We start from the raw sequence: 16,245 nt of genomic DNA on the forward strand, positions 1-16,245 counted from the left end.
CCGCCCGTGGACTTCCCTTGACACGTCGTTTGTTAGCGCTAACAATCTCCGTGAGCGTTAACAATGACGCTTCTCACCGCTCCGCCGGCCGGGCCCACTGCTTCCCGCTTCCGTGCGCCCGGCCGGCGGTCAAACGTTCCGTTCTTCTGAGGGAGAGGTAGCGGAACGAAGCCTGTCGCCGGTGCCGTCCGCCCTGCCCCGGTCGAGGACGCACCGGCGACAGGTCACAACGCAGGCCTCGCGTACGAAGGATGAGCACGTGACCGTGATCCCTGCTACTCCCGACGCCGACCGGACCGATCAGGCCGACCCGGCCGATCAGACGGACCAGGCCGATCGGGCCGACCGGTACGTCGTCGGCGTCGACTTCGGCACGCTCTCCGGCCGCGCCGTGGTGGTCCGGGTCCGGGACGGCGAGGAACTGGGCACCGCCGTCCACGACTACCCGCACGCCGTCATCGAGCACGAGCTGCCCGGCACCGGCCGCCCGCTCCCGCCCGACTGGGCGCTGCAGCACCCGGCGGACTGGCGCGAGGTGCTGCGCACCGCCGTCCCGGCCGCGCTCACCGCCGCCGGAGTCGACCCCGCCCAGGTCATCGGCATCGCCACCGACTTCACCGCCTGCACCGTCCTGCCCGTGCTCGCGGACGGCACCCCGCTGGCCGAGACCCCCGACTGGGCCTCCCGCCCGCACGCCTGGCCCAAGCTCTGGAAGCACCACGCCGCGCAGCCCCAGGCGGACCGGATCAACGCGCTGGCCCACGCCCGCGGCGAGAAGTGGATCTCCCGGTACGGCGGCCGGATCTCGGCCGAGTGGCAGTACGCCAAGGCGCTGCAGGTGCTGGAGGAGGACCCGGCCGTCTACGCCGCGTGCGAGCGCTGGATCGAGGCCGCCGACTGGATCGTCTGGCAGCTCACCGGCGCGGAGAGCCGCAACACCTGCACGGCCGGCTACAAGGGCATTCACCAGGACGGGAGTTACCCGAGCGAGGACTACCTCGCCGCGCTCCACCCGGACTTCGCGGACTTCGCCCGCACCCGCCTGGAACACCCGCTCTCCCCGCTCGGCTCGCGGGTCGGCTCGCTCAGCGCCCGAGCGGCGCGGTGGACCGGCCTTCCCGCCGGCATCGCGGTCGCCGCCGGCAACGTCGACGCCCACGTGGCCGCCCCCGCGGCCAGGGCCGTCGAGAACGGCCGACTCCTCGCCATCATGGGCACCTCCACCTGCCACGTGGTCAACGGCGCCACCCTCGCCGACGTCCCCGGCATCTGCGGCGTGGTCGAGGACGGCATCGTCACCGGCTCCTACGGCTACGAGGCGGGCCAGAGCGCCGTCGGCGACATCCTCGCCTGGTGGCTGCGCCAGGGCGTGCCCGCCGACTACCTGGCCGAGGCCGAGGCGAACGGCGAGGACCTGCACCGGCTGCTCACCCGCAAGGCCGCCGACCAACCCGTGGGCGCGCACGGCCTGGTGGCGCTCGACTGGATGAACGGCAACCGCTCGACCCTGGTCGACCACCACCTCTCCGGCGTGATCGTCGGACTCACCCTGGCCACCCGCCCCGAGGACGTCTACCGCGCCCTGCTGGAGGCCACCGCCTTCGGCACCCGGGTCATCGTCGAGGCCCTGGAGCAGGGCGGCGTCCCCGTCACCGAGTTCATCGTCACCGGCGGGCTCAAGAAGAACGCCCTGCTGATGCAGATCCACGCCGACGTGCTGCGCCGCCCGGTCTCGGTCGCCGAGTCCGAGCAGGGCCCGGCGCTCGGCTCCGCGATCCACGCGGCCGTCGCCGCCGGGGCGTACCCGGACGTCCGGACCGCGGCCGCCGCCATGGGCCGGGTGCGGCAGGGCGCCTACCGGACCGACCCGGCCGCCGCCGACGCGTACGACCGCCTCTTCGCCGAATACCGCGCCCTGCACGACCACTTCGGACTCGGCGCCGACAAGCTGCTGCACCGCCTGCGCGACATCCGCAACGCCGCCCTCACCACCCCGAGCGAGGCCCTGTGAACGCGAACAAAACCACCGGCACGACGGTCGACCTGATCCGCCGCCAGGTCAGCGACCTCCATCAGGAGCTGGTCCGCTACGGCCTGGTGGTCTGGACCGCCGGCAACGTCTCCGCCCGCGTCCCCGGCGAGGACCTGCTCGTGATCAAGCCCAGCGGCGTCTCCTACGACGAGCTGTCGCCCGAGAACATGATCGTCTGCGACCTGGACGGCAAGGTCGTCGAGGGCGAGCACGCGCCCTCCTCCGACACCGCCGCGCACGCCTACGTCTACCGCACCATGCCCGAGGTCGGCGGGGTGGTCCACACCCACTCCACCTACGCCTGCGCCTGGGCGGCCCGCGGCGAGGCCGTCCCCTGCGTCCTGACCGCGATGGCCGACGAGTTCGGCGCCGAGATCCCGGTCGGCCCGTTCGCCCTGATCGGCGACGACTCGATCGGTCGCGGCATCGTGGACACCCTCCGGGGCCACCGCTCGCCCGCCGTCCTGATGCAGAACCACGGCGTCTTCACCATCGGCAAGGACGCCAGGGCCGCCGTCAAGGCCGCCGTGATGTGCGAGGACGTCGCCCGCACCGTCCACCTCTCCCGCCAGCTCGGCGAGCCCCTGCCGATCGCCCAGGCGGACATCGACAGCCTCAACCACCGCTACCAGAACGTCTACGGCCAGCCCCAGGCCCGGTAAGGAGCCACCCCGTGAAGAAGCCACTGGACGGACGCCAGGTCTGGTTCCTGACCGGCAGCCAAGGGCTCTACGGCGAGGAGACGCTGCGCCAGGTCGCCGAGCAGTCCCAGCGCATCGCCGAAGCCCTGAACCGCGACGCGGCACTGCCCGTCGAGGTGGTCTGGAAGCCCGTCCTCACCGACGCCGGCGCCATCCGCCGGGTGTGCCTGGAGGCCAACTCCGCGGACGACTGCATCGGCCTGATCGCCTGGATGCACACCTTCTCCCCGGCCAAGATGTGGATCGCGGGCCTCGACGCCCTGCAGGAGCCGCTGCTCCACCTGCACACCCAGGCCAACGTCGACCTGCCCTGGCAGACCATCGACATGGACTTCATGAACCTGAACCAGGCCGCCCACGGCGACCGCGAGTTCGGCTACATCCAGTCCCGCCTCGGGATCGCGCGCAAGACCGTCGCCGGGCACGTCAGCGACCCCGCCGTGTCCTCCAGGATCGCCACCTGGGCCCGCGCCGCCGCCGGCCGCGCCGAACTGCGCAGCCTCAAGCTCGCCCGCTTCGGCGACAACATGCGCGACGTCGCCGTCACCGAGGGCGACAAGGTCGAGGCCCAGCTCCGCTTCGGCGTCTCCGTCAACACCTACGGCGTCAACGACCTCGTCGCCGCCGTGGACGCGACGGACGACGGCGACGTCACCGCGCTGGTCAAGGAGTACGAGGACAGCTACCGCCTCGCGCCCGAGCTGCGGGCGGACGGCGAGCGCCACGGGGCGCTGCGCTACGCGGCCCGCATCGAACTCGGCCTGCGCGGCTTCCTGGAGCAGGGCGGCTTCAAGGCCTTCACCACCAACTTCGAGGACCTCGGCGGGCTGCGCCAGCTGCCCGGCCTCGCCGTGCAGCGGCTGATGGCGGACGGCTACGGCTTCGGCGGCGAGGGCGACTGGAAGACCGCCACCCTGCTGCGCACCCTCAAGGTGACCGCCGGCGGACTGGCCGGCGGCACCTCCTTCATGGAGGACTACACCTACCACCTGGAGTTCGGCCGCGAGCTGATCCTCGGCGCGCACATGCTGGAGGTCTGCCCGAGCATCGCGGCCGGCACCCCCTCCTGCGAGATCCACCCACTGTCCATCGGCGGGCGGGAGGACCCGGTCCGCCTGGTCTTCGACGCCGAGCCGGGCCCGGCGGTCGTGGTCGGCCTCGCGGACCTCGGCGACCGGTTCCGGCTGGTCGCCAACGAGGTGGACGTGGTCGCGCCGCCGGCGCCGCTGCCCCACCTGCCGGTCGCCCGCGCGGTCTGGAAGCCGCGTCCGGACCTGCACACCTCCACCGAGGCCTGGCTGACGGCCGGCGGACCGCACCACACCGTGCTCTCCGGCGCGGTCGGCACCGAGGAGCTCGACGACCTCGCCGAGATGCTCGGCGTCGAACTGCTGGTGATCGACGACGACACCAACCTCCGGCGGTTCACCCAGGAGCTGCGCTGGAACCAGGCCTACCACCGCCTGGCCCAGGGGTTCTGACCCCGCACAGCCCGCCGGCCCGCAGCCCGCCGGCCCGCACCCCGTACCCTGGACAGCTCCAAGCCCGCACCCCGTACAGCCCGCAGCCCGTACAGCCCGCAGCCCGTACAGCCCGCAGCCCGCAAGGAACGGAGCACCCCCGTGCCGAACGACGCCCTCGTGTCCCCGACCGAACTGACGGTCTCCCAGGGCGTCGCCGCGACGCTGCCGGACGGGCGGCCCGTCACCCGCTGGACCATCGGCTCGCCGGACGGGGTGCGGGCGGAGGTGCTCAGCCTGGGCGCCCGGCTCCAGGCCCTGCACGCGCCGGACCGGGACGGGCGGCGGGCGAACGTCGTCCTCGGCTGCGAGCGCGTCGAGGACATGCTCGGGGAGGGTGCGTACCTCGGCGCGACGGTCGGCCGCTACGCCAACCGGATCGCCGGCGGCGTCCTGCCCCTCGACGGCACCACGCACCGGCTCACCACCCAGCCGACCGGCCACACCCTGCACGGCGGAACGGACGGCTTCGCCACCCGGCTCTGGGACGGCGTGCCCGTCCGGGAGGGCCGACGGGCCGGAGTGCGCCTGCGGCTGCACAGCCCGGACGGCGACCAGGGGTTCCCGGGAGCGCTCACCGTCGAGGTGACGTACCTGCTCCACCCGGACGGCCGACTGTGGATCGGCTACCGCGCGACCACGGACGCGCCGACGGTGGTCAACCTCACCAACCACGCGTACTTCAACCTGGCCGGTGAGGGCCACGGCACGGTGCTCGACCACCTGCTGCGCGTCGAGTCCCGCGGCTACCTCCCGGTGGACGCCGGGCTGATCCCGATCGGGCCCGCCGAGCCCGTCCTGGGCACGCCCTTCGACCTGCGCGAGGCCCGGCGGATCGGGGACCGCGTCGTCGACGAGGACCGCCAGATCCGCCGGGCCGGGGCCGGCTTCGACCACAACTGGATCCTGGACGGGACCGGCTTCCGGCGGGCCGCCGTGCTGAGCCACCCGGCCAGCGGCCGGCGGGTCGAGTGCCTGACCATTGAGCCGGGGCTGCAGGTCTACACCGGCAACCACTTCGACGGCACGCTGAGCGGCCCCTCCGGCCGTCCGTACCGCGCGTACGCGGGCGTCGCGCTGGAGACCCAGCACTTCCCGGACTCGCCGAACCGCCCCGCGTACCCCTCCACCGTCCTGCGCCCCGGGGAGGAGTTCCGCTCGATGACGGTGTACTGCTTCTCGGCCGGCTAGCGGAGCAGCGGAGCCGTCACCGGGCGGACAGCGAAGGGGTGGTGGACCCGGCGGGGTCCACCACCCCTTCGCGCTCAGGCCGGCCTCGGCCAGCAGGTCGAGGTCTTCCTCGAACCGCTCGTACGGCTGGTACTCGTGGTAGTGGGCGGCGCCGAACAGGACGCGCGGGCGCAGCGGGAACACGGGTGCACCTCGGAGGCATGAAGGGCCCCGGCTGTCGGGGCGGCAGCCGGGCCGAGGAGGACGCGGCGGGTCAGGCGGCGGTGCCGGTCACCGTGGTGCCGGACTTGGTCACCCGGTAGGTGACGGTGGCGCCGCTCCAGATGTGGAAGGTGAGCGTGGCCGGGGTGCCGTCCTTGAGCGCGTCGAGGAAGTCGGGCTTGAGCACCAGGGCGTTGCCCGCGTAGTCCGGCGCGAAGGCCGTGTTGAACGCCTGGAACGGCGTCCAGCTCGCCGAGCCGGCGTTGCTGCCGTCGGCGTACCTGGCCTCCATGGTCGCCAGCTGGTCCCCGTTGAACCGGGTGGGGATGGTGAGCGCGGTGGTGGTCCCGGTGGCGGCGGACACCGCCGGCTTGTCGAAGGAGATCACGTGGAGCTGCCAGGGCCGGCCCTGCGCGTAGCGGACCTGGAGGGTCGCGTTCTCCCCGTAGGCGCGGTCGCCGGCCAGCCGGGTGAGTGCGGCGGAGGTGAGGGTCAGCTGGTCGCCGTTCAGCGTGTAGTCGCGTGAGGGGGCGAGCGGCAGGTCGCCCTGCCACAGGCCCGCGAAACGCTGCCCGTTGCGGTTGAGCGTGATGGTCTGCGCCGGGATCGGGCCGGACTTCGGCAGGAAGAGGTTGTCGGTGGAGGCCGTTCCCGAGCGGGTGGTCCAGGACGTCTTGATCAGGGCCATCAGGTCGGGCTCGCGCCACTTCAGGGCGGTGCGGTCCAGGTAGTTGGCGTCGTCCCAGAGGGCGCTGGTGACGCCGTTGAGCCGGGCGTGGTAGTTCAGGTCCTCGTAGTACTTCAGCATCTCGCCGTGCTCGACGGTGCCGGAGTTGGGCTCGCTGAGCAGGCCGTACTCGCCGAGGTAGACCGGGATCCCCTTGCTGACGAACTCGCTCCTCATCAGGGCGAAGGTGTCGGCCAGGTACTTCTGGTTCTGGGCGTCGTAGCTGGTGCCGCCCGCGATGTTCACGCTGAACGGGTAGTAGCCGTAGTAGTGCACGGTGGCCACCAGGTTGGGGTCGTGCAGGGAGGCGATCTCCGCGTTCAGGTCGTCCATGAGGGGCTGGGACGGGGTGCAGCCCTGGGTGGGCAGGACGAGCAGGCGGTCGGCGTTCCGGCCGCCGGAGCTGCGGACGATGGAGTGGAACGAGGTGTTGAGCTCGTTCATGTACTGGGTCCTCTGGGCGTCGGTCGCGTTGTTGATGACCGGCTCGTTGACGCTCTCCATGAGCAGCGTGCGCGGCTCGTCCTTGAAGGTGGCGGCGATCTGCTGCCAGGTGGAGTTGAAGCGCGCCATCACCTTGTCGTGGTCGGTGGCGATGTTGGCGATCCACTTCCACGAGTCGTGGTGCACGTTGATCTCGACGTAGAGGCCGTCGGCCAGGGCCAGGTCGACCACCTGCTTGACGCGGTTCAGGTACGTCGCGTCGACGGTGTACGGGGCGGTGTCGGACTGGTGGGTGTACCAGGTGACCGGGATCCGGACGCTGCGGAAGCCCTCCTTCTTCAGGTGGTCGAACAGGGCCTTGGTGGTCCTACGTGCCCGAGGGGACCTGGACCAACTTCCTCACCGGCGACCAGGTCACCGGCCCGCGCTGGGTGCCCGAACAGCACGGCTTCCGCACCCTGCCGCTGCTGGCCCGCCCCGACTCCGTCATCCCGCTCGGCGTGGACGACCAGCGCCCGGTCTCCGCCTGGGCCGAGGGCGTCGAACTGCGGGTGCACGCCTTCGCGGACGGCGTCGAGCGCACCGTCGTGATCCCGCGCGCCGACGACCCCGGCGAGACCGCCCGCTTCCAGCTGCGCCGCACCGGCGACCGGATCCGGGTGACCACGGACAGCCCGCACCCGTGGCAGCTGCGGATCGGCGGCCCGGACGGCCCGCTGCACGTCGGCCCGGCCGGCACGGCCGAGGCCGAGCTGCCGTTCGAGGCGTGAGACCCGGGCCCCGCCCGCCCGTGCGGTGGTGGGCGGGGCCCCGCTGCGTTTCCCATCGGCGTCCGGTCGGACGCGCGCCGAGCCGGGTCGTGCGGGCGGCACGACCCGGCTCGGTCTTCACGGCTGCGGTCAGCGGGCGCCGAGGAGGTGCTCCAGGGCGAGCTGGTCCAGCTGCTCGAAGGCCATGCCGCGCCCGGCGGCGGCGTCCACGTCGAACTCCTCGAAGGCGGAGCGGTCCGCCAGCAGCCCGGCCAGGCCGTCCCCGGCCGTGGGCAGCGCCAGTTCGGGCAGGCGGGAGGCGGCGAGCGCGGCCCGCACCTCGGGGTCGGCCCGGAAGGCGCGGGACCGCTCGGCCAGCAGCAGGTAGTTGCGCATGCAGCCGGCCGCCGAGGCCCAGACACCGTCGAAGTCCTCGGTGCGCGGCGGCTTGAAGTCGAAGTGCCGGGGGCCCTCGTAGCCGGCCGACTCCAGCAGGTCGACCAGCCAGAAGGCCTGTCGCAGGTCGCCCGCGCCGAAGCGCAGGTCCTGGTCGTACTTGATGCCGGACTGGCCGTTGAGGTCGATGTGGAACAGCTTGTCGTGCCACAGCGCCTGGGCGATGCCGTGCGGGAAGTTGAGCCCGGCCATCTGCTCGTGGCCGACCTCCGGGTTGAGGCCGACCCGCTCGGGGCGCTCCAGCGCGTTGATGAACGCCAGGGCGTGGCCGACGGTGGGGAGCAGGATGTCGCCGCGCGGCTCGTTGGGTTTGGGCTCGATCGCGAAGCGCAGGTCGTAGCCCTGCTGCTCGACGTACTCGCCGAGCAGGTCGAAGGCCTCCTTCAGCCGGTCGAGCGCGGTGCGCACGTCCTTGGCCGCGCCGGACTCGGCGCCCTCGCGCCCGCCCCAGGCGACGTAGACCGAGGCGCCGAGTTCGGCGGCCAGGTCGATGTTGCGGATGGTCTTGCGCAGCGCGTAGCGGCGCACGTCGCGGTCGTTGGCGGTGAAGGCGCCGTCCTTGAACACCGGGTGGGTGAACAGGTTGGTGGTCGCCATCGGGACCTTCAGCCCGGCGGCGTCCAGCGCGGCGCGGAAGCGCTTGACGGCCTCCTCGCGGGTGGCGTCGCCGGCGCCGAAGGGGATCAGGTCGTCGTCGTGGAAGGTGACGCCGTAGGCCCCGAGCTCGGCCAGGCGCTGCACGGTCTCGACCGGGTCGAGGGCGGGGCGGGTCGCGTCGCCGAAGGGGTCGCGCCCCTGCCAGCCGACGGTCCACAGGCCGAAGGTGAACTTGTGCGCGGGGGTGGGGGCGAGCGGGTCACTGGACATGGAGCGGCTCCGGATCAGTGCCAGGGGTGTTTGCAATGGCTCTTAACAAACTAGTATGCCGAAACGTCAGAAGGAACCCCCTGGAGGAACGCATGGCTGAGCAACGCGTCGTGATCGGCTTCGACAGCTCCACGCAGTCCACCAAGGCCCTCGCCGTCGACCTCGACACCGGTGCCGTCCTCGGCCAGGGCCGCGCCCCGCACGACGTCAGTACGGGCGCCGGCCGTGAGAGCGATCCCGAGCAGTGGTGGCGGGCGCTCGGCGAGGCCGCGGCGGCGACCGGCTGGGCCGACCGCGCGGCCGCCGTCTCGATCGCCGGCCAGCAGCACGGCCTGGTCACCCTCGACACCTCCGGCGTGCCGGTCCGCCCCGCCCTGCTCTGGAACGACGTCCGCTCGGCGCCCCAGGCCGACGAACTGAAGGCCGCGATCGGCGCCGCCGAACTCGCCCGTCGCACCGGCAGCGTGCACACCGCCGCCTTCACCGCGCCCAAGTGGGCCTGGCTGCGCGCCGAGGACCCCGCCGCCGCCGAGCGCGTCGCCGCCGTCCGCCTCCCGCACGACTACCTGACCGAGCGGCTGACCGGGCAGGCGGCCACCGACCGCGGCGACGCCTCGGGAACCGGCTGGTGGGGCCCGGACGGCTACGACAAGGACATCCTCGACCGCATCGGACTCGACCCGGCCCTGCTGCCGCAGGTCCTCGCCCCGGGCGCCCGGGCCGGCGTCGTACGCCCCGGGACGGCGCTGCGCGCGGGCGCACCGGTGGCCACCGGAACCGGCGACAACATGGCCGCCGCCCTCGGGCTGGGCCTGCGCCCCGGCCAGCCGGTGCTCAGCCTCGGCACCTCCGGGACGGTCTACGCCGTCGGCCGCACCAGGCCGGCCGACCCGAGCGGCACCGTCGCCGGCTTCGCCGACGCCCTCGGCGGCTGGCTGCCGCTCGCCTGCACGCTCAACTGCACCCTCGCCGTCGACCGCTTCGCCGCGCTGCTCGGCCGCGACCGCGACGAGGTCGAGGAGGGCGGCACCGCCGTCGTCCTGCCCTACCTCGACGGCGAACGCACCCCCGACCTCCCGGGCGCCTCCGGCCTCGTCCACGGGCTGCGCCACGACACCACCCCGGGCCAGCTGCTCCAGGCCGCCTACGACGGCGCCGCCCACGCCCTGCTCACCGCCCTGGACGACGTGCTGCGCGCGGGCGGCGCCGACCCGGCGGGCGACGAACCGCTGCTGCTGATCGGCGGCGGCGCCCGCGGCCGGGCCTGGCAGCGGACCGTCCTGCGGCTCTCCGGCCGGGCCGTCCAGGTGCCCGACGCGGGGGAACTGGTCGCGCTAGGCGCCGCCGCCCAGGCGGCCGCGCTGCTCACCGGCGAGAGCGCCGACGCCGTCGCCCGCCGCTGGCGGACGGCCCACGGCCCGGTGCTGGAGCCGGTGCGGAAGGACGAGGACGCGCTGGCGCGGATCGGCGATACCCTGCGTCGGGCCGGGGCCTTGCAGGGCGCTCCGGCCGAGGACCGGTAGGAGGAGCAGCGCGTGACGGTGGTCGGCAGGGCGGGCAGGAGCGCTTCGAACGGGCCCGCGTCGCAACAGGACATGCGCCGGCAGAACCTCGCGGTGGTCCTCGGCGCGGTCGCGGCGCACAGCCCGCTCTCCCGGGCGGACGTCGCCGGACGCGTCGGCCTGACCAGGGCGGCCGTCTCCTCGCTGGTCGACGAGCTGATCGGGCGCGGCGCGGTGACCGAGGCGGCGGCCACCGCCAGCGGCCGCCCCGGCCGCCCCGGACGGGCGCTGGCCCTGAGCGGCCAGGGCCCCGCGGGCCTCGGCCTGGAGATCGGCGTCGGCCACCTCGGCGCGTGCGTGGTGGACCTGAGGGGCGAGCCACGGGTGTGGCGCCGGGAGGAACGGGCCAACGCGGGCCGGCCCGCCGGGGAGGTGCTGGCGGAGGTCGCCGCGCTGGCCGCCGCGGCGGAGGCCGAGGCCGCCGCCCTCGGGCTGCGCGTCGACGGCCGGATCCTGGCCGTGCCGGGTGTGGTGCCGAACGAACCCGGCGGACTGGTCGAGCGCGCGCCCAACCTCGGCTGGCGCGGCGTCCGGCTCGCCGACCACTGGCCGGACGCGGACACCGTGCCCGAACCGGAGAACGAGGCCAACCTCGGCGCGCTGGCCGATTACTGGAACGCCGGGCAGCCCGCGGAGACCTTCGTGCACGTCTCCGCCGGGACCGGGGTCGGCGCCGCCCTGGTCATCGACGGGCGGCTGTTCCGCGGCGCCCGGGGCTTCGCCGGCGAACTCGGCCACCTCCCCGTCCACCCGGACGGCCCCGGCTGCGCCTGCGGCGCCCGCGGCTGCCTGGAGCAGTACGCCGGCGAGGCGGCCGTGCTGCGCGAGGCCGGTCTCGCGCAGTACGGCCCGGGCGACGCCGTCGCCCTGCTCGCCGAACGGGCGCTCGCCGGGCACCCGCCGACCCTGGCGGCGCTGGAGCGCGCGGGCAGTGCTCTGGGCCTCGCCCTCACCTCGGCCGTCGACCTCATCGACCCGGACGGCCTCGTCCTCGGCGGCGCCTACGCCGACCTCGCCGACTGGCTGCTGCCCGCCGTCCGCGCCGAGTTGGCCGCCCGGGTCACCCTGCGGCCCTGGGCGCCGGAGGCACTGCGCCCGTCCGCCCTGGGCCGGCGCGGTCCGCTGCTGGGCGCGGCGCTGACGACGGTCCGCCGGATCATGGCGGACCCGACCCTGCTGCCGGCGGGGTGACCCGGGCGGCTCCGGTCAGTCGTGCTCGACCACGACCATCGCGTGCCCGTCCGTGGTGGTGACCCGCACGTGGACGTACTCGCCGTCGTGCTCCCAGGCCGGCTCCCGCCCGGCGGGCTGCAGCCGCACCGAGCGCGGCGCGTCCGCGAGCCGGATCGCGACGGGCACGTCGACCAGCGGGAACGCGTCGTGCACCAGGTCCAGCTCGGGGGCCTCCCGGGACGGCAGGAAGCTGATCAGGTGCACCACGGTGCTGGTGGCGGTCCGGACGACGGTGGTCTCCAGGTGGACCGGCCCGCCCGCGCGGACGAGCGGGTCCGGCAGCAGCCGGTCCAGCGCGGCGCCGAGCAGCTGGCGGTACGTCTCCAGGCCGTGCTCGTGGAAGGCCTCCAGCAGCGACACGGTCACCGCGGCCACCCCGTCGCCGACGACGACGGCCGCCTCGTCGGTCGGGTCGGCCGGGGGCGTGTAGGAGTGGCCGCAGAAGCGGTCCCGGGAGCGGGGGAAGTAGGGCGCCACGATCCGGGCCAGCACCTCGGCGCCGGGCAGCGCCCGGGCGGCCAGCCGGGCGCCGTGGCTGACGACCGGGAAGTCCTCCGGTGCACCGGGCACGCCCGCGCAGGCGAGGAAGACCTCGCCGGCCGGAGCCGGGGCCAGGCCCTCGACCGGGAGCTCCGGCAGGGTCGGCTCGGTGCCGTTCCTGAGCAGCGAGGGCCCGACCAGCAGCACGGCGCCCCGGCCCGGCGGCACGCGCCCAGGCGCTCGGCCAGGTCGTCGTCGACGGGGGTGCTCTCCGGCACCACGACGGCCCGGTAGCCGCCCAGGTCGGCCGTGGGCGGGACCACGTCGAACTGCGCGCGGAGCTGCTGCAGGGTCCGGACGGCGCCCATGGTGCTCGCGCCGGGGTTGTCGCCGAGAGCGGGGTCGACGACCACGGCGACCTCGCTGACGACCCGTCCGCCCTCGAGGAACGGCGCGCACGCCTCGATGTGCCCGTAGGCCGAGCCGATCAGCTCGTACGCCGCCCGCGAGGGCACTCCGCGCGGGTGCAGCACGTCACCGATGCCGCCGGTCAGACCGTGGCTCAGCATCTGGCTGGTCTCGTAGTGCAGGGCCGCCCGGGGCTTGAGGGCGGCGTTGTCAGGCCCTCACTCATTTCAAGATCACCACGCCGTGAACCCCGTCACCAACCTCCGTGGTCAGTACACCTAGGTCGGGCCCCGGTGCCCTGCGCTCCCGGCGGCGGGCGGGGGCACGGGTCACGGCACGACGACCAGCTTCCCCCGGGTGTGCCCGGTGCGGCTGGCGTCGAAGGCCTCGGCCGTCCGCTCCAGGGGGAAGGTCCGGGCGACCTCGACGGTCAGCGCGCCGCGGTCCACCACCGCCGCGAGTTCGGCGAGCTTCGCGCCGTCCGGCCGGACCCAGATCCAGTGGCCGCCGTGCTGCGCCACGCCGGGGTCGGCGATCGAGATGTGGCGCCCGCCGTCGGCGAGCACGGCGAGCGTCGTCTCCAGCTGGCCGCCGACGAAGTCCGCGACGGCCGACACACCGCCGGGCGCCAGCGTACGCACCCGCTCGGCCAGGCCGTCCCCGTACGTCACCGGTTCGGCGCCCAGCTCGCGGAGGTACGCGTGGTTGCGCTCGGAGGCGGTGCCGATCACCCGGGCGCCGCGGTCGCGGCCGAGCTGCACCGCGAGGCTGCCCACGCCGCCGGCGGCGCCGTGCACCAGCAGGACGTCGGCGGGGCCGACCCCGAGCCGGTCCAGGCTGCGCAGCGCGGTGAGGCCCGCCAGCGGTAGCCCGGCTGCCTGCGCCCAGTCGAGTCCGGCGGGCTTGCGCGCCACCGCGGGCGCGGCGACCGCGACGTACTCGGCGAAGGTGCCGGCCTGCACCGCGTCCTTGCGGGCGTAGGCCATTACCTCGTCCCCCGGGGCGAACTCGGGCGTGTCGGGGCCGGTGCGGGTGACCACGCCGGCCACGTCCCAGCCGGGGATGGCGGGGAAGACCGTGTCCATCATGCCGCCCAGACCGCCCGCCATGACCTTCCAGTCGACCGGGTTGACGGACGCGGCCCGGACCTGGATCAGCACCTGACCGGGACCGACCTTCGCGTCGGGCACCTCGCCGTACTTCAGCCGGGAGTTGTCCGGGGCGAACGCGTCGTAGGTCACCGCGCGCATGAATCGACCTCCAAGGAGCCGGTGTTCGGCCTCGCGCACCGCCACCGGGCGAGCGGGCGCAGTCGGCCACGCTATGCCGACACCGGACGCCCGGCACCCGCGCACCGCCGTCTGAGCGGTCCGGGCCCGCCGGACCGGCGACAGCCGCGGCCGGGGGCCGAGGCCCGTCCGACCGGTGGGGCGGCCGTGCGGGAGCCGAACGTCCACAGGGCTGTTCAGCGGCTGGCCGACGACGGCCGCCCTCCCGCATCCTCCAGGGGCGGCCGACTTCCCGGCCGCACCTGCCCGATGACATGGAGAGGGGAGCAGCCATGCCCGACATGACCGGTGGGAAAGCCGATCCGAGCGCGGCGCCGGCCGAGGAGCCCAACGAGGAGCCCGACGAGGAGCCGGCGGGGGCCGAGGCCGACCAGGCGGACGACTGAGCCACGCGGGAAGTCGGCCCCGCCGACTTCCCGTTCCAGCACCTGCGAACGGGCCCGCCGCGACCGCGGCGGGCCCGGGATGCTGCCGGGCGGTCAGCACGCGGCGAGCCGGTCGGCCGGGCCGCCGACCTGGGTCCGAAGCGCTTGTCGTAGCCGTGGGCCCACTCGAAGTTGTCGAGCAGGGAGCCGAGGTAGTAGCCGCGGATGTCGGCGCCGGCGTCGATGGCGTCGGCGATCGCGCCGAGGTGGTCGCGCCGAGGTGGTCGGGGTCGTGGACGGTGCCGTCGGGCGAGACGGTGTCCACGAAGGCGGCGCCGTTCTCGGAGACGAACAGCGGCAGGCCGAACGCGCGGTGCAGGGCGAGCAGGGTCTCGGACAGGCCGGTGGGGTCGATCGGCCAGCCCATGGCGGTGACGTCCTCGTCGGCGAGGTGGAACGCGACGTCCTCGGCGCCGGGCCAGGGCGCGGACGCGCCGCCGCCGTGGCCGTGGTGGCGGGGGAGGCACTCGCTGCTCGCCAGATGGGAGACGACGGTCGGGTTGTCGTGGTCGAGGCCGAGCGGGTCGATCGGGCGGGAGATCTCGGCGAGGTCGCCGCCGTGCACCGGGGCGGGGCGCGGTCGTGACGACGGTTGGCCGGGCTGGAAGCGCTTCCGCAGCGGCTCCATCGGCGCGGTGTCAGCCGGAGACGGGCGGCGCGGATTCGCGGACGGTCAGGCGGGTGGGCAGGACGAGCGGGCTCGGGTCCTGGCCCTCGATGACGGCGGCGAGCATCCGGGCCAGCTCCAGTCCGAGCGCGCGCACCGGTTGGTGCACGGTCGTCAGCGGCGGGTCGGCGTAGAGGGCGCTGGCGAGGTCGTCGAAGCCGACGACGGCGACGTCCTCGGGGACGCGCCGGCCGTGCCGGCGCAGGGCGCGCAGCGCTCCCAGCGCCATGTCGTCGTTGGCCGCGAACACCCCGTCGATGTCCGGCCGGTCCGCGAGCAGCCGTTCCATCGCGGCCTCGCCGCCGGCCTGGGTGAAGCCGCCCGGCGCCACGCCCGCGGGAGTCAGGCCGGTCAGCAGCAGCGCCTCGCGGAAGCCCTGTTCCCGGGCGACGGCGGCCTGCAGGTCGACCTGACCGGTGATCATCGCGAGGTTACGGCGGCCGTCGCGCACCAGGTGCTCGACGGCCAGGCGCGCGCCGCCCCGGTTGTCCGCGTCCACGTACCACCGGGGCGTGCCGGTCATCGGCAGGCCGCCGAAGACCACCGGAAGGTCCGTCTCCTCGGCCAGCCGGCCCAGCGGATCGTCGCCGCGCACGGCCATCAGCATGAGGCCGTCGGTCCGGTGGGAGCTCAGGATGCGCCGCAGGCGCTCCTTGCCGCGGGGCGTGTCGGCCAGCAGCAGGACCAGTTCCAGGTCCGTCCGGTCGAGGAAGGAGCTGACCCCCACCGTGACCTCGGCGAAGAACGGGTCGGCGAACAGCCCGGGTTCCTCGCTGGACACCGCCAGCACGACCGACCCGGCGCGCCGGGTCGCCAGCGCCCGCGCGGTCGGGTTCGGCACGTAGCCCAGCTCGCGGACGGCCCGCTCCACCGCGGCGCGCTTGGCCGCGCTCACGTGCGGCACGTTGTTGATGACGCGGGACGCCGCCGTGCGGGAGACCCCGGCCCGGGCGGCGACCTCGTCCAGTGTCGGCTGGCGTCGTGGGGACGTCTCCATCGCGATCGTCGATCCTCCTGCTGCCGGCGGGCGTTCTCCGGACCATGGTTCCACAGGCATCCGGTGCCCCGGGGCGATCGGCCGGCCCTCTGGCTCCGCTTTTCGGAAGCGCTTCCACACTCCAGGGCCAGGTGGGCCGTTCCGCCGGGCGAGCGACGGATTCGGCCGGCCTGCGACTGAACTACGGCTGTGGCCAAGCATTCTTGACGGTGTGTTCGAGACCTGTGACGGATGCCTTGACACCGGTTCGGATCGGCTCAATCATCTGGCAATTGGAAGCGCTTCCAGCTTTCGCC

General features: G+C 74.3%; 13 protein-coding genes and 1 pseudogene. 8 read left to right on the plus strand and 6 right to left on the minus strand.

Features of this window, described 5'->3' with window-relative positions; translation table 11 throughout:
* The first annotated feature begins 259 nt into the window (after positions 1–259).
* The 4 genes from VM95_RS13880 to VM95_RS13895 all read left to right on the plus strand — a co-directional run bounded on the left by VM95_RS13880 (position 260) and on the right by VM95_RS13895 (position 5,444).
* Positions 260–2,011, plus strand: a complete 1,752-nt coding sequence (locus VM95_RS13880) for a ribulokinase (RefSeq protein WP_425265304.1) — start codon at positions 260–262, stop codon at positions 2,009–2,011.
* The gene (locus VM95_RS13885) at positions 2,008–2,694 is read left to right on the plus strand and encodes an L-ribulose-5-phosphate 4-epimerase (protein WP_045696217.1); all 687 of its coding nucleotides are present in this window, start codon (positions 2,008–2,010) and stop codon (positions 2,692–2,694) included. Before VM95_RS13880 ends, VM95_RS13885 begins: the two co-directional genes overlap by 4 nt.
* An 11-nt stretch (positions 2,695–2,705) precedes the next feature.
* Positions 2,706–4,214: an L-arabinose isomerase gene (gene araA / locus VM95_RS13890; protein WP_045696218.1), complete on the plus strand. Its 1,509-nt coding sequence runs from the start codon at positions 2,706–2,708 to the stop codon at positions 4,212–4,214.
* 141 nt (positions 4,215–4,355) lie between these two features.
* On the plus strand, positions 4,356–5,444 hold the full coding sequence (locus tag VM95_RS13895) for an aldose epimerase family protein (protein ID WP_341846006.1): 1,089 nt from the start codon (positions 4,356–4,358) through the stop codon (positions 5,442–5,444).
* A gap of 253 nt (positions 5,445–5,697) precedes the next feature.
* On the opposite strand, the gene VM95_RS13900 is transcribed toward VM95_RS13895, so the two are convergent.
* Positions 5,698–7,170: a cellulase family glycosylhydrolase gene (locus VM95_RS13900; protein WP_078859865.1), complete on the minus strand. Its 1,473-nt coding sequence runs from the start codon at positions 7,168–7,170 to the stop codon at positions 5,698–5,700.
* A 17-nt stretch (positions 7,171–7,187) separates the two neighbouring features.
* Between VM95_RS13900 and VM95_RS13905 the strand changes: the two genes are divergently transcribed.
* Positions 7,188–7,586 (plus strand): hypothetical protein, encoded by a 399-nt coding sequence (locus VM95_RS13905; RefSeq protein ID WP_045696220.1) that lies wholly within the window; start codon positions 7,188–7,190, stop codon positions 7,584–7,586.
* 129 nt (positions 7,587–7,715) lie between these two features.
* On the opposite strand, the gene xylA is transcribed toward VM95_RS13905, so the two are convergent.
* On the minus strand, positions 7,716–8,888 hold the full coding sequence (gene xylA / locus VM95_RS13910; RefSeq protein ID WP_045696222.1) for a xylose isomerase: 1,173 nt from the start codon (positions 8,886–8,888) through the stop codon (positions 7,716–7,718).
* Positions 8,889–8,980: 92 nt separating this feature from the next.
* On the opposite strand from xylA, the gene xylB reads away from it, so the two are divergent.
* Complete coding sequence (xylB, locus tag VM95_RS13915; protein ID WP_045696225.1) at positions 8,981–10,411, plus strand: xylulokinase; 1,431 nt, start codon at positions 8,981–8,983, stop codon at positions 10,409–10,411.
* Between the two features lie 72 nt (positions 10,412–10,483).
* Positions 10,484–11,641 (plus strand): ROK family transcriptional regulator, encoded by a 1,158-nt coding sequence (locus tag VM95_RS13920; protein ID WP_078859867.1) that lies wholly within the window; start codon positions 10,484–10,486, stop codon positions 11,639–11,641.
* 15 nt (positions 11,642–11,656) lie between these two features.
* Here VM95_RS13920 and VM95_RS42545 read toward each other — a convergent pair whose 3' ends face one another.
* From VM95_RS42545 to VM95_RS45770, 3 genes and pseudogenes are all read right to left on the minus strand, one after another.
* Positions 11,657–12,391 carry a hypothetical protein gene (locus tag VM95_RS42545; RefSeq protein ID WP_045696228.1) on the minus strand — a complete coding sequence of 245 codons (735 nt, stop codon included), beginning with the start codon at positions 12,389–12,391 and terminating at the stop codon, positions 11,657–11,659.
* A gap of 509 nt (positions 12,392–12,900) precedes the next feature.
* Entirely contained in the window at positions 12,901–13,821 is a 921-nt protein-coding gene (locus VM95_RS43255) for an NADP-dependent oxidoreductase (RefSeq protein WP_045696231.1), read from the minus strand.
* A gap of 616 nt (positions 13,822–14,437) precedes the next feature.
* Positions 14,438–14,482: pseudogene (locus tag VM95_RS45770) on the minus strand (hypothetical protein); the annotation flags it as partial.
* 35 nt (positions 14,483–14,517) lie between these two features.
* On the opposite strand from VM95_RS45770, the gene VM95_RS45775 reads away from it, so the two are divergent.
* Positions 14,518–14,871, plus strand: coding sequence for a hypothetical protein (locus tag VM95_RS45775; protein ID WP_279616826.1), 354 nt, complete (start codon positions 14,518–14,520; stop codon positions 14,869–14,871).
* Positions 14,872–14,923: 52 nt separating this feature from the next.
* On the opposite strand, the gene VM95_RS13940 is transcribed toward VM95_RS45775, so the two are convergent.
* Positions 14,924–15,949: a LacI family DNA-binding transcriptional regulator gene (locus VM95_RS13940; RefSeq protein WP_045696235.1), complete on the minus strand. Its 1,026-nt coding sequence runs from the start codon at positions 15,947–15,949 to the stop codon at positions 14,924–14,926.
* Positions 15,950–16,245 lie beyond the last annotated feature (296 nt).

It is taken from the genome of Streptomyces rubellomurinus (assembly GCF_000961885.1).
Classification (GTDB): Bacteria; Actinomycetota; Actinomycetes; order Streptomycetales; family Streptomycetaceae; genus Kitasatospora; species Kitasatospora rubellomurina.